Source organism: Paenibacillus silagei, assembly GCF_017874735.1.
Taxonomy (GTDB): domain Bacteria; phylum Bacillota; class Bacilli; order Paenibacillales; family Paenibacillaceae; genus Paenibacillus_AQ; species Paenibacillus_AQ silagei.
The window spans coordinates 145,126-159,033 of the sequence record NZ_JAGGLV010000003.1 but is presented as its reverse complement, the minus strand read 5'-3'; the positions used below and the strand labels follow the sequence as shown (position 1 = coordinate 159,033).

10 protein-coding genes and 1 pseudogene are annotated in these 13,908 nt (G+C 45.8%); 1 reads left to right on the top strand and 10 read right to left on the bottom strand.

What is annotated here, in order from left to right; all coding sequences use genetic code 11:
- Nucleotides 1–56: 56 nt before the first annotated feature.
- Nucleotides 57–1,001: a TlyA family RNA methyltransferase gene (locus tag J2Z70_RS06205; protein ID WP_209870502.1), complete on the top strand. Its 945-nt coding sequence runs from the start codon at nt 57–59 to the stop codon at nt 999–1,001.
- Between the two features lie 210 nt (nt 1,002–1,211).
- Here J2Z70_RS06205 and J2Z70_RS06200 read toward each other — a convergent pair whose 3' ends face one another.
- The 10 genes and pseudogenes from J2Z70_RS06200 to J2Z70_RS06160 form a co-directional block, all read right to left on the bottom strand.
- Complete coding sequence (locus tag J2Z70_RS06200) at nt 1,212–5,156, bottom strand: discoidin domain-containing protein (protein ID WP_209870500.1); 3,945 nt, start codon at nt 5,154–5,156, stop codon at nt 1,212–1,214.
- 404 nt (nt 5,157–5,560) lie between these two features.
- Nucleotides 5,561–6,058, bottom strand: coding sequence for a hypothetical protein (locus J2Z70_RS06195; protein WP_209870498.1), 498 nt, complete (start codon nt 6,056–6,058; stop codon nt 5,561–5,563).
- A 256-nt stretch (nt 6,059–6,314) separates the two neighbouring features.
- Nucleotides 6,315–7,442: a hypothetical protein gene (locus J2Z70_RS06190; protein WP_209870496.1), complete on the bottom strand. Its 1,128-nt coding sequence runs from the start codon at nt 7,440–7,442 to the stop codon at nt 6,315–6,317.
- A 123-nt stretch (nt 7,443–7,565) separates the two neighbouring features.
- Nucleotides 7,566–7,847: a hypothetical protein gene (locus J2Z70_RS06185; RefSeq protein ID WP_209870493.1), complete on the bottom strand. Its 282-nt coding sequence runs from the start codon at nt 7,845–7,847 to the stop codon at nt 7,566–7,568.
- A gap of 51 nt (nt 7,848–7,898) precedes the next feature.
- A pseudogene (locus J2Z70_RS33130) lies at nt 7,899–7,997 on the bottom strand (DUF6985 domain-containing protein); the annotation flags it as partial.
- A 421-nt stretch (nt 7,998–8,418) separates the two neighbouring features.
- Entirely contained in the window at nt 8,419–8,826 is a 408-nt protein-coding gene (locus tag J2Z70_RS06180; protein WP_209870491.1) for a hypothetical protein, read from the bottom strand.
- 11 nt (nt 8,827–8,837) lie between these two features.
- Nucleotides 8,838–10,394: a deaminase domain-containing protein gene (locus tag J2Z70_RS06175; RefSeq protein WP_209870488.1), complete on the bottom strand. Its 1,557-nt coding sequence runs from the start codon at nt 10,392–10,394 to the stop codon at nt 8,838–8,840.
- A 172-nt stretch (nt 10,395–10,566) separates the two neighbouring features.
- The gene (locus J2Z70_RS06170; protein ID WP_209870484.1) at nt 10,567–11,034 is read right to left on the bottom strand and encodes a hypothetical protein; all 468 of its coding nucleotides are present in this window, start codon (nt 11,032–11,034) and stop codon (nt 10,567–10,569) included.
- A 7-nt stretch (nt 11,035–11,041) separates the two neighbouring features.
- Nucleotides 11,042–13,114 carry a CdiA C-terminal domain-containing protein gene (locus J2Z70_RS33125; RefSeq protein WP_342592991.1) on the bottom strand — a complete coding sequence of 691 codons (2,073 nt, stop codon included), beginning with the start codon at nt 13,112–13,114 and terminating at the stop codon, nt 11,042–11,044.
- Between the two features lie 158 nt (nt 13,115–13,272).
- Nucleotides 13,273–13,755, bottom strand: a complete 483-nt coding sequence (locus J2Z70_RS06160) for a GNAT family N-acetyltransferase (RefSeq protein ID WP_245368022.1) — start codon at nt 13,753–13,755, stop codon at nt 13,273–13,275.
- Between the last annotated feature and the right edge of the window lie 153 nt (nt 13,756–13,908).

Here is a 13,908-nt window from a genome sequence, read left to right as displayed (position 1 = left end):
TGGTATTAATTACAATATTAAAAGAAAATCATAAATTATTAATTTAATCATTACAAATGAATAAATTATTTTATTCATTTGAACATTTAAATGATAATTATGCGCAATTACTTTTACTAGGGCACTTATTCTATCTAAAATTGGAGTTTTCGCAAATGAAGAAAAATAAAAAAAGTTGTACTGTCATTGATAAACTAATTTCGGAAAATTGGTTTGATAGCTTTGAAGAGGCAAAAAAATGGATAATATTAGGTCGAGTTTTGGTTAACGATGAATTAATAATAAGTGTTAACGACAAAGTTCCTGTAGATGGAACAGTAAGAATTAAAAGGTATTATCAAAGAAAGTATGTAAATAAAGGAGGCTTAAAATTAGCAGGCGCATTAAGTGATTTTGGAATTGATGTAAATGGAAAAGTGGTAATGGATTGCGGAGCTTCTACTGGCGGGTTTACTGATTGCCTGATACAAAATGGAGCAAAGCTTGTTTATGCTGTTGATGTAGGGTACGGTCAATTAGCAGGGAAACTACTATTCGATAAAAAAATAGTGAATATGGAAAAAACCAATCTTGCTGACAAAGTTCTGCTTTCGTTATTCCCTTCTCCAGAAGTAATCACCTTAGACTTGTCATACCTTTCATTAAAATATGCCCTGCCATTATGTAGAGAAATCATCGGGGATTGCGGGACTGTAATTGCTTTAATTAAACCTCTGTTTGAAGTAGCATCTTCTGATATACGGAGAAGCGGGGAATTCGACAGTATCGATACCATCCGTGATATATTAACCGATTTATGTAATCACTTTATCGAAGACTATGAGATAATTGGTATTACCAATAGTCAAGTTACAGGGAACAATGGTACATTAGAATTTTTTATTTATTTGGAATGGGGAAATAATAATCAAAAAAATATAAACAGTGACTACTCATATTCAGTCGATGCGGCCATTAATAGAGCCTCGGAGTTAGATTGTTTTAGTAAGCACTCATTTTAATCTTGCTGGAAAGAACAGACCACTCAAAGTAAGAACACTAGCAGGCAATCCTTTGCGTCTGCCGTAGTCTACGCGCACAGGGACTTTCTTAATAACAGAAATCAGGACCACCGTTGGACGGGTGGTCCTGATTTCGCGCGTTTCACGCACTCAACTGGCTAAAACCAAAAAAAGAGGAGCCTCCACGGCCCCTCCCTGTCTATCTCTAGGCTACTGAATCAACAGCCCAAATCCGCTCTGAATATAATAAAGGCTTGGATATGCAATATTGCTGGTCGTCAGGTTGTTGAAGGTAGCCGAACCGTTGCCGGTATACGTGTAGATTGCCGCTCCCTTATGGGCGCCGGAGAATCTGGACGTTGTCACTCCATCGAGACCTGTGCCGTTGATGTTGATGTTGTTGAATACGATACCCGAGAAGCCGCCACCGTATCCGAACTGGATCGCATCCCGCTGGGTGTTGATGATATCAATGTTGGTGAAGGTTACATTCTTGATCGGATCACTGGAAGCTTCGAGATCAATCGCGCCGCGCTCCCCGTCATACAAGTCACGGCTGGTGCCGCTGTTAATAATCGTCGTATCCGAGAAAATCATCCCCGTATTGCTGTTGAAATGCGCCCCCGGGAAGGTCGTATTCAGCCGGATACCGGAGCCGCCCACCGTGTCGATAATGTAGTTGTGATCCGCCTTGTGACCACTGCCCCCGAAGATGCCGATAGCGCCGGCACGCCAGTTATTCTCAATCGTATTGTACGAAAAAGTGTTATTCACCCCATCCGGCGCCCCGAACGTATTGCTCGGCCAGACAGCCAGTCCGTCGTCCCCGTTATTGCGCACATTGGAATTGCGGACGGTAGAATTGCTGGTCCCCTGGGAGAAGTTGATGCCGTCCGCCAGATTGTTGCGGATGCGGCTGTTCTCTACAAGCAGATTGTTCGCAAAAATCGCCGGCGTCCGCGCATAATCCCCTACCCACATGCCGCACTCAAAATGCTCAATCCATACGTTATGAATGACTGAATTATTGCCGAAGTTATCCATCAGGCCTTTATAGATGGCATTCTGGTTGTACCGGGACCGCAGATTCGAGTTCATATAGACATTGCTGAAATCCAGCTTGCCCAGGATACGGAAGGAAATGCCCCCGCCAGCTGCATTGGGATTTGTAAATTGCAGATTGGTGTGCCAATAGCCTGCACCGGTGACCGTGAAGTTGTTGATCATATTGCTGACCGATCCGATGACCCACATGCTGCTCAGATTAAAAGTTCCAGCCGGAATATAGAGAGATTTTCCGCTGGTGACGGCGGCTGTAACCGCACTGTTGAAGGCGGCCAGGTCGTCCTGTCCGTCTCCTGCCACTGCGCCGTAATCGGTGACCGACACCGAGTTGGCCGGACGGGCAATTGCCGCCGGTACTGGCTCGATTTCCAGGAAGTCTACGCCATACTCAAGGCTGTCCCCGTTACTCTTCTGAATACGGATGGTGTCTCCGGGCTGCAGAGGGGTGTCCATCTTCCAGTGAACTTCATCGAACCGGAATAGCGGACGTCCAGCACTTGGCGCATCTCCCGGCTGATCTCCAGAAAAGTATTGCCATGCATAATAGGAGGTGAGCGGAATGGTCTTGGCCTTGGTTCCATTCACATATACGTCAAGCGCACCGGTAAGACCCATTCCGTCTGCCGAATCCGGCATCGTGAATCTCATGGTGACTCCGGCACCGCCTTGCCCCGCTCTCACTGTCCACTGTGCAAATGCTCCGTTAGACGGTAAGGCCACATAACTCTGTCCCGAAGCTTCGGAGGCAATCAGCGCCTGATCGAAATTCGGTGCGGATCTCAGCGCTGCCGAGCCGCCGCGGGTTGCATCCTCTGTATCATACCGGCTGTAGGGAACGCTTGCTCCGCGCAAGGCGTACACTACCAGATTCACAGTGTTCACGTTGTTGGCCTGCTTGGTTGTTACCTCATTGGCATCTGCTGCAATGGTCGTAGTGACGGTGTAACTTCCGTTCACTGCGCTCCAGGTGCCAGGGAGAGACACTTGAACCGAAGCCCCGGCAGCAATTACGCCGGTGTAGGAGCCGGTGTAGGTTTGCACAGTGGAGCCTGCGGCATTCTTCAAGGCTACAGTTATTCCATGGGCACCGCCTGCGGAAGCCAGGTTGCCTTGATTTTTGAGACTGACAGTGAAGGCCACGTTACTCCCCGCAGCCGGTGTTCCCGGTGACCAGGAGGTCGTACCGACAAGGTCGGAGCTGGAGACTGGAGCAATCACCAGCGGCGAAGAATTCGTATAGCTGTTGTTGCTTTCGTTCTGCTCAATAATCTGGCCCGCCTCATCTACCTTGGCACTCAGCGGATAAGTTCCGGCTGTTAGCGTCCCTGCATTCAAGGAGACCGTAGCTGAAGCACCTGCGGCCAAGGCTGGTACCGCAGCCGAACCGGCCAGTTCGTTGTTCAGATAGAAATTGACAGTCGTCGCTGCTGCTGCGGCATTGCCAATGTTTTTTACCGCTGCATTCAGAGTTACACTGCCTGTCTCCACCGGAGAAGCAGGAGTCCAGCTCATGCCTGTAATCGTCAGATCAGGGTTCGCTGCCGGTGTGCCGTATACCTGGAACTCAGCGATCTGTCCGGCTGGCGCACCGGAGTTGGCAGTGATATTAAGCTGCAGCCGCTTAACAGTTGCTGTCACGGGAATGGTCACCGTGTTGCCCGAAGACGGACTGAAAGTATAGGTCTGAGCTGAAACGAGGCTACTGAAGGTTGTCGTATTCTGATTGTGTCCCAGGACTTGAATATTCTGGGTCCGGGTTGCCCATTCGGCAGCCGGATTCAGCTTCAGCACAATGGAAGTGATATTATGATTGGCTCCAAGGTCGAGCGTAAGGCCGCTTGGATTCCCGCTGCCTTCCCAGTAAGTAGTCGTGTTGTTATCGTTGGCATTCGCGGCAACGAAATTCTGCGTGCTGGAGGAGGCGCTGATCGTTTTACCAAGCGCAATATTGCCACCAGGAGAAGCTGTCGCCGTTGGAGTTGGTGTGACTGTAGGCGTTGGGGAGGTTGTCGGCACTGGTGTTGGTGTAGCAGATGGAGCAGGTGTAGAAGTTGGCACCGCTGTAGCGGTAGAGACCGGAGTAGATACCGGGGTTGCTGTAGGTACAGCTGTTGGAGCTACTGTAGGTGAAGGTACGGGCGTAGCGATGATTGCAGCTGCTACCGTAATTAGATCCAAATTGACATTGCCCGTATCCCCCGCATCGTATTTGTAAGCAATGCTGTTACTGCCAGCATTCAGCTGGAGGGCTTCAGCCTTCGTACTCCAGGTATCCCAGTTCGCCAGGTTAGGCAAGGTGGCCTGGCGCTGCTTAACTCCGTTCACGTAGATACTGATCGATTTGTCGCTTCCGTTTGCATTGGCATACTTCAGCGTAACGTTCCGTGTACCCGCCGCAGGCACATTGACCGAGAAAGTGGTAGCCGGACCTTGGGCCAGATAGTTGTCCACAAAGCCTGTGCCGGAGTATCCGGCATGGTCCGTGTTCACTTTTGCGCCCCCGGAGAGTGTAGCGTCTTCCGCTTCATAGGTACCGGCTGGAACCGGGCTGGCAGTAGGCGCAGGCGTTGCGCTGCTCGCACCGTAGATCTCTAGCTCGGACAATTGGCCCGCAGGCCATGCAGTATTCGCGCTGAACAGCAGACGGACATAACGAGTGCTGGCAGCATTGAAGTTCACCGTGACACTGTTGTTCGCTACCGCAGGGTTGAAGACATATGCGGCCGAAGCAACGATATCCGTGAAGGTAGAGCCGTTCGTACTTCCCTGAACAGCCAGCGTCTGCGTCCGGGTCTCCCAGGTTACCGGAAGCTTCAGCACAAGCTGGTCTATACTGGTGAGCGTACCCAGATCGACCTGAATCCACTGGGGAAAAGCATCATTTGCGCTCTCCCAATACGTATTCTGATTACTGTCCTTAACGTTATCCGGCGTATAATTCTGGGATTGCCCGCTGGCGGTAATGGTTTTGTTAAGTACCAGATTCGGTCCGCCCGCTGCCGACGAACGGGTAAGCGGTCCAGCCGCCATGAATAGCGTTGAGATAAGCAGCGTAACTACAAGCGACCATGTAACATACTTGTTGCGCATTCTATTCCTCCTTAATCTGATGTGGAACGACACACAGTGATATTCACAGCGCTCTAATGATAGCGATTACAACTGTTGAGATCCCTTTCCCGCCCTCCCCTCACTGCGATACACACTCATTATAGGTTTAATGCAGAGCACTCTTTAAGAGCTATTTCTACGGAAAAGATAGTTGATTCTATGAAAGTGATCATTGAGATTAGCCAAGAATAAAAAAAGATCAACTATGGCAGATTCTGACCACAATTGACCTGTACTATGGAACTTAAAAGCGTTATTAGCGTGATTGATTTCTTTAATATGCCTAATTTCCTTGGTATCAAGTAGCATTTCTTATCTTCGTCTTGTTGTATTTACTCGCCAAACCCCAAACCATCTGGGAAATTACTAGGTGGCTGAATATTTCAAGGTAAATCAATCAACCTTGGATCTATATAACACCAATCCGGATCATACGGTAAAGATTTCATTTTTTTCATGTCCCCCCAGCTATAAACCCAATCATAATCTGTAACCCAAAAGTAATTGTCAGGATTCAATCTGAGGTATTCATAAATAAAATTAAAAATTAATTTTTGAACACCATAAATATCTTCAATATGACCAACTTGACATAATGATAAATTAGAATCCAGTTCCAAATCTTCATGATAGTAAAAATCAATACTTGGACTGTTAATAGCGTGAACTGAAAAAATAAATGATTGTTCACTTTTCTCTGCAAATGAATTGTTATTAATGTTCAATGTAGTATACGAAAATTCCCCATTATCTGAATAATTTTTATTATTATGAAAATATAGAGTTGCATTAGCATGGAATACTGAGACTATTGTATCTGATAACAATTTCTCAGGTGAATATTCTTCTTTTATTGTCAAAATAACTGCCGAAGTACCCATTTTATTTTAACGCCTCCTTAAGTTCATCCAGGGAATTAACAATAGTAACGCCCTTAGATTTAATCTCCTGTAATTTTTTTAAATCATTTGGATGTAAGTTTGTCAATATACAAAATAACTTTCTTCTGACCGGGATTGAAATAACTACCGTTATTTGGGTTTATATATTTATCAAACTGTTCTACATCTGTTATTGCCTTTATTGATTTTTTAACTTCAATAATCTCATCTTTAGTAACAACATCTAAATCACCAGCTAAACTATTATCTGCCTTTTTAACTTGCTGTCCAAACCCTGTGATTCCTTATTTTCTCTTACAAAAGAAGCTACTTTAGCCTCGGTAGCCTTACCCGGGTCTGAACTGTTTAACTTAGCATCAATATCATTATTAATACTTCTAGGATGCTGATCAGTCCACGATAGCTCATTCCCAGCAGGATTCTTATAATTTGTTTTATTTCCGTCCTTAACTATTTTAACAATAATATCAGAATTATCCGTCCCCTCAACTCTACCGCCCCCACCCTCCAACCCATCCATATACCGCTGCTGCACCGGCGTCTTCGGCAAGGCTGGAGTATCGGGGATCTCTCCTATCTTGAAAACAAACCCTTCCGGCGTCTGCCCCAGCGGACTCATAGCCGGGAGCTTCTGCTTGATCCCTTGCAGGGCATCCTTCGCCGCTTGGCTGACGATGTCTTCTACCTCGCCTAGGACTTTACCTGCTTTGGTGATTTGTAGTCCGGGGACGAGGATGGAGGCAACCGAACCCAGCATCGCAGCTTTCTCTTCGGGTGTGCCTTCGTCAAACTGATGATAAGCCATCTTCGCCGCTTCCACCAGCACTTCTGGATGGTCAATCAGATATTTCGCCTGATTCTTCATTTCTGTGGTAGTCTTGACCGGGTCTACAACTAGCTTGAAGACAAAAGTAGCCGTATCCGCCACGCCCATGACGATCTCTTTCACCAATCCTTCGGTAAACGCCAGCACCACATCCCCCGACTGGCGTATTCGGCTCTCCACTGTCGTAAGCCCGTAAGTCTCATCCAGCCACCCGCTATACAAAGTTTGTATCGGAGCCTGAAATTCACTCGGCACATGGACTTTCCTAACATAAAAGTCCAACGTGGTCTCATTTTCCTTGTTGTCTGCGGTAATTGGCATGCCATCCGGCAGGGTAAGCGGCGGCCCGTTCAATCTCCGCTGCGCTTCAATCTGCTCTTGAACCTGTTTAAGAGCCGCTGCGAGCTGGATTTCCTGCCGCTTGGCTGCAAGCTGGTCCCGCGCATGCGCTCCTGCGGCGGTCTTCTCCATCGCCAGCCGCAGGAGCAGCAAATATTCTTCGTTATGTAGTAACGGAACCTTGAATGGTTGGTTCATTCGGTAATGGGTAACCCCCCGCCGAAAAAGAAAGCCCTAAAGTAAATGAACTTTAGGGCAAAGTACTTTAGTTATAATTATTGAGGAAACCATTCCAAATTTGTTTTGTACCACTTCAGGGCGCTACGCTTTAATTATAGATAGCGCCTCTTGTAAGGCAATTCCTTTTAACTGAGACAACATGTCATAATTTATGGTTTGTGTCGCAAGCCAAATTTGACCGATTGACTCGCCGCAACTTCCTGCAATCATTTCATCACAGTTGCTTTCGTTTGACACATTAATTAAAAACTCTACCGTCTCATCATCTTGAAAGCTTTCTCCCAACTCAATCACTGCATCATCTTTTTCCGCATCTGATGCCTTAGGGTCTACTAATATTTGAAAAAGTTTTTCCTTATTCATACTTATCACTTCCCAAATGGAATCTTGCCCATTATATCAGTACAATAACACTTAAAGTGCTACATCTTGGTATCCTACCCTAGCCACTTCTTCATTGATCAAACGTACACCAACCCCATTTTCTTCATCCCATGTACAGTCAAAGGTTAACCATAAGTTGAATATAAAAATAATTCATAATCCATTGTCGTCTACCTTTCCAAAGCTTCTCAAATAATTATTAAATTGGGGTAAAAAGAGGAGTTTCAACTGGCCCACCTTTTCAAAATATCTACATCCATGTTTAGCTTTTTGAAAGATACTTTTTCTGGTATTGATCCAAGTTTATATTTACGATTACATTATCATTCTCTTTCCTAAATAAATGATCCGTACCATTTTCCACAAACACCATATCAGGATTAAATGACATCAAAATATTTCCGAAGATTTGAAATAAAATATCCCGCGTTTATTTCCATCCTTTCAATTCTTCAATTGAGTCCACTGTTATTGCTTGAATGAAGGTTAATTCGGCACTGGGTAGCCCCCACAAGATTATGTTCATAGTAACCACTGTACAACACTAACTTTAATCAACCTTCAAACCTAAGATGTATTCTACTCTTGACTTAGTAGCAAAGCTTGTTTCCCTAATTTTATATTCATCTTTACTATAAATTAGATTTTTACAAATTAGAATGTCTTGCAATAGCTTTTCAATGTCATTTTTATCTATGTTTTCTTCAAACACAGCGTTTTTTAGGTAAATATCCAATTTGTTATATATAAAATCAGCAATTTCTTTATATTTCAAACTCTCAATGGCTATAGAAATAAAATATAATGTTTTAGTAAATGAACTATCGTTTACTCTTCTCCATTCTTCTTCTAAAATTTTCGCTGAAGCCTGTGCTACATTTAAACCCTCTTCATCTATATATTCCTCAAAGCCGAATACTACTGAATCTTTTATCCTTTCATAGCCCATAATGTTCATACTATCACTCCTCATCTCATACTTTTAGAATTAACATTTAACTGAATATTCGGGAACTTACGTCTGAATTCCATAATTAAGTTTGAGCAACTTTGACATGCATCTAGTTCAGTAAATAAATCTATTTGACCTTTAACATTAGGGTCTTTTATTTGAGAAGCAATATCCTCAAGAATCTTTGCCTCCGTGTCATTAATTCGTGGAAATTGATCATCGACATAGCTTTCCAATGATTTATCAACTTTGGAATAACTTAAATCTCCAACATTACTTCCCACGCCATCAGAGGAATGAATTTGACTATGTGCTTGAAACTCTTTCTTAATACCCGGAATATTCACATCTGCTACAGCGGCATTTCCAAAAGTTAGATTATCTAGTTTCCTATCAAGTTTTTTTCTTTGTGTATTTGAAAGGTTCTTGTATTCGTCAGAATTTCTTATTTTTTGAATTTCTTTATTAATATCATTTCTGATATTTTGCGTTCTCTCATAAAGACTGTCAATTAATCTATTAGGTATCTTATCTTTGTCCGTCCCCTCAACTCTACCGCCCCCACCCTCCAACCCATCCATATACCGCTGCTGCACCGGCGTCTTCGGCAAGGCTGGAGTATCAGGGATCTCTCCTATCTTGAAAACAAACCCTTCCGGTGTCTGCATCACCGGACCCAGATTCGGGAGCTTCTGCTTGATCCCTTGCAGGGCATCCTTCGCCGCTTGGCTGACGGCGTCTTCTACCTCGCCTAGGACTTTCCCCACTTTGCCTGCTTTGGTGACCTGGAATCCGGGGACCAGAATCGATGCAACCGAGCCCAGCATTCTCGCCTTCTCTTCCGGGGTGCCCTCGTCAAACTGATGATACGCCATCTTCGCCGCTTCCACCAGTACTTCGGGATGGTCAATCAGATATTGCGCTTGCTGCTTCATTTCTGTGGTGGTTTTGACCGGGTCCACAACTAGCTTGAAGGCAAAGGTTGCCGTATCCGCCACGCCCATGACGACCTCTTTCACCAATCCTTCGGTAAAAGCCAGCACTACATCTCCCGATTGACGGACCTTGCTCTCCCATTTCGTGAGGCCGTACGTGTTATCCAGCCACCCCAGATAACTGGTGTACATGGGGGTGAGATATTCATTCGTCACATAGACTTTCGCCTGATAAAAGTCCAATGTGGTCTCGTTTTCCTTGTTGTCTGCGGTAATTGGCGTGCCATCTGGCAGCGTGAGCGGAGGTGCGTTCAACCGCCGCTCTGCTTCGATCTGCTCTTGCACCTGCTTAAGAACGGCTGCAAGCTGAATCTCCTGCCGCTTCGCCGCAAGCTGACTACGAGCATACGCTCCCGCGGCGGTTTTCTCCATCGCCAGCCGCAGGAGCAGTAAATATTCTTCGTTATGTAGTAACGGAACCTTGCCCGCCGTAATTGACGGATCATACTCACAGGCAGTAACCGCTGGTTGCTTATAATGAACGCTTAGATCCTTACCGGCTTCATAGTAGATTTTGGCTACGCCTAGAGAAGCCAGCTTCTGCCGGGCTTCTTCGGCCTTCGCATGAACAGCCGTCATCTGCGCCTGGTTTCCGATTTAACCCTGCGCCGCGAAAATAACCGACAGAAAACCTTGAAAGGCACGAAGCCACTCAAGGTTTTCATTAAAATTAAGATTCAAATGTAGTCCTATCGGGGAAATATCCATTTTCCCTAGCGGAGTTTATCAATTAACATTCCATAGCCTGCTGTTAGTTTGGTAATTCCTGAAAAATATAAGGAGTTCGTAGTAAAGTAATTATCTTGTTTGATAGATACTTTTTCTGGTATTGATCTAATTTTGTATTTATGATTACAGTGGCATTTTCTTTTCTGAATATTTGATCTGTACCATTTTCAACAAACACCATGTCGGGATTAAAAGCCATTAGAATACTACCGAAAATCTTAAACAACATTTCTAATCCTTCCTCGAATAATTTCCCAAATAATTGAATCCTGATTTCAGTATTTATTCCCAATCCATACTCTTCTCTTACATCATCAACACCAATAATATCCTCTGTTTCAATAAAAAAAGTAAAATACTTACAGGAAAGAGTAGAAACATTATCGTAACTAGTTACTTTATCTCCAACTGCACTGCACATAATGTGATAAATTGTTTTTTTAAGTGTTTCCTGATCCAAATTTGAGACTAAGAATAAAGTACAGTCCATTTCACTTCTAACCTCCAAATACTCTTATAATCTTTCCATCCTTCACTAGAATTAATTCTTCTAGTCTTTTTAAATCTCCATTCGGATTTGCCTTCCTTAATAATGTATTAACAATCTCGGTAACTTTTTCATTTGGAAAGTTGTCTAAGTTCAAAACAATTCTTGCAGACTGTTCCTTTGTCTTTTTTGCTAATTCATTAATTAGAGTTTTCACTTGTCCTTCAGGTTTGGGTGCATAGCAATCGAACACCTTACCTTCAATTAGAAAATCTGGATTCGACCCTTCCTTAATGCCATGACCATTTCCACCCTCGATTTCATCTAACATCTTAATGTCATAGCCATTATCAGCCAAGAGATTGGCTGTATCATTTTGTTTCTTTATTCCATGAGAATCTCCTTCTCCGTAATTCCCTTTAGGTTTTCCGCCTGCCGGCAAAGAAGGCTCAGTCAGTTTACCCTTCCCTGCCCCACCCTCCAACCCATCCATATACCGCTGCTGCACCGGCGTCTTCGGCAAGGCTGGAGTATCGGGGATCTCCCCTATCTTAAACACAAACCCTTCCGGCGTCTGCACCACCGGACCCATATTCGGGAGCTTCTGCTTGATCCCTTGCAGGGCATCCTTCGCCGCTTGGCTGACGGTGTCTTCTACCTCGCCTAGGACTTTCCCCACTTTGCTTGCTTTGGTGACCTGGAATCCGGGGACCAGAATCGACGCAACCGAGCCCAGCATTCTAGCCTTCTCTTCCGGGGTGCCTTCGTCAAACTGATGATATGCCATCTTCGCCGCTTCCACAAGTACTTCGGGATGGTCAATCAGATATTGCGCTTGCTGCTTCATTTCTGTGGTGGTTTTGACCGGGTCCACAACTAGCTTGAAGGCAAAGGTTGCCGTATCCGCCACGCCCATGACGACCTCTTTCACCAATCCTTCGGTAAAAGCCAGCACTACATCTCCCGACTGACGGACCTTGCTCTCCCATTTCGTGAGGCCGTACGTGTTATCCAGCCACCCCAGATAACTGGTGTACATCGGGGTGAGATATTCATTCGGCACATAGACTTTCGCTTGATAAAAGTCCAACGTGGTCTCATTTTCCTTGTTGTCTGCGGTAATTGGCGTGCCATCCGGCAGGGTAAGCGGCGGCCCGTTCAATCTCCGCTGCGCTTCAATCTGCTCTTGAACCTGTTTAAGAGCCGCTGCGAGCTGGATTTCCTGCCGCTTGGCTGCAAGCTGGTCCCGCGCATACGCTCCGGCGGCGGTCTTCTCCATCGCCAGCCGCAAAAGCAGTAAATATTCTTCGTTATGTAGTAAGGGGACCTTGTCCGCCTTAATCGACGGATCATACTCACAGGCAGTAACCGCTGGTTGCTTGTAATGGGCGCTTAGATCCTTGCCGGCTTCATAGTAGATCTTGGCTACGCCTAGAGAGGCCAGCTTCAGCCGGGCTTCTTCCGCCTGCGAATGGACAGCCTCCATCTGCGCCTGATTGCCGAACGCCTGATACACCTTGAATGCCATCTGGGCCTTAGCGATCTCATTTCGCGCCGCAAAGATATCGTTCAGCTTACTTTGCGCAGCGATACTCTCTACGGTCAGCAGGCCTGAGGTCTGAATGACATTCCTGAGCTGCTGCACCACCGGGTCCCTGCTGAGTTCATCTTTTCCCGATAGAGCGGCAATCGAAGTGATGAGGTTCGTCGCACTTCGCTGCACAAATTCGGGGATGGAGACCCGTCCGGCGGCTGGTTGCAGCCCCAAGCTGCCGAAAGCCGCGAGCAACAGATTAAATTGGCCTGTCAGCTTGTCCGCCTGCCGCTTATTCTCTTCCTGCAGCTCCGATACGCCTCTTAGGGCGACCCGGATGATATCCTCTAATTTCTCCGCTTCTACGGTTAATTCATTAATCATGACCTGAGCCCTGACCAGATGGTCGCCCATGGGAATGCCGCCCCAGCTACTGGACTGGCCCTTCAATTGAAGATATAACCGGTTGGTGTCCTGACTCACCTGGCCAATCTTCGACTGCAGGCGCCTGACTTCATCTTCGTTAAATACTAGCTTAGTGGAAGACACTATGATCCCTGCTTCCTTCTCCAGAATGGATTCCAATGTACAATATTAGGATTCAAAATATACCCATAAATGATATACACATCCCTTTATTATCGGATTTATTTTCCATTAAGTTTATAGAAGTGAATTCTTCATAGTGTCCATAGTCCCTCAGGAGATCAGATAGGTAAGTCTCGAATATACCAAGCATCACACGCATAATGCTCGGAACCGGCGAGCGGTCCATCCATCTGGCCGAATCCGTGCTTGACATAGAAACGGCCAGCGGCCTGCATCGTCAGCAGCGTCTCCAGGTAACACTTGCGGTAATGCTGCTTAGCGAAGGCAAGCGCCGTATCCAGTAGCTTTGCTGCAACGCCTTGGCCGCGGATGGCTGCGGACAGGTACATTTTCTGCAATTCACAGATCTGCTGTGCTTCGTCAAAAGCCGCAATCCCGCAGCCGCCCAGCACCTGCCCATCCACTTCAATAATCCAGTAAGCCCGGTTTGCCGCGCTATTATAATAGGTATATAAGTCATGCAGGCTATCATCTGCCCAAGCCAAGCCTTCGCGGTTGCCGCCGAATTCAATCAGGCATTCCCTGATAATCCCCTCAATGGCTGCATTATCCCTGCGCTCAATGGGACGGATGGTGATCATATGGTAGTCCTCCTTTTACCCTCTATCTGCTTCGTTTCCTGCTTCAATGTATAGTGAACCTATCATATCATTTGCTGCTGATTGCTGTCATTCACTCACAATAGCTAGGCCACCCTCTCCGGTTTGGCTCCTTCCCCCTGAACGATTCGCCTG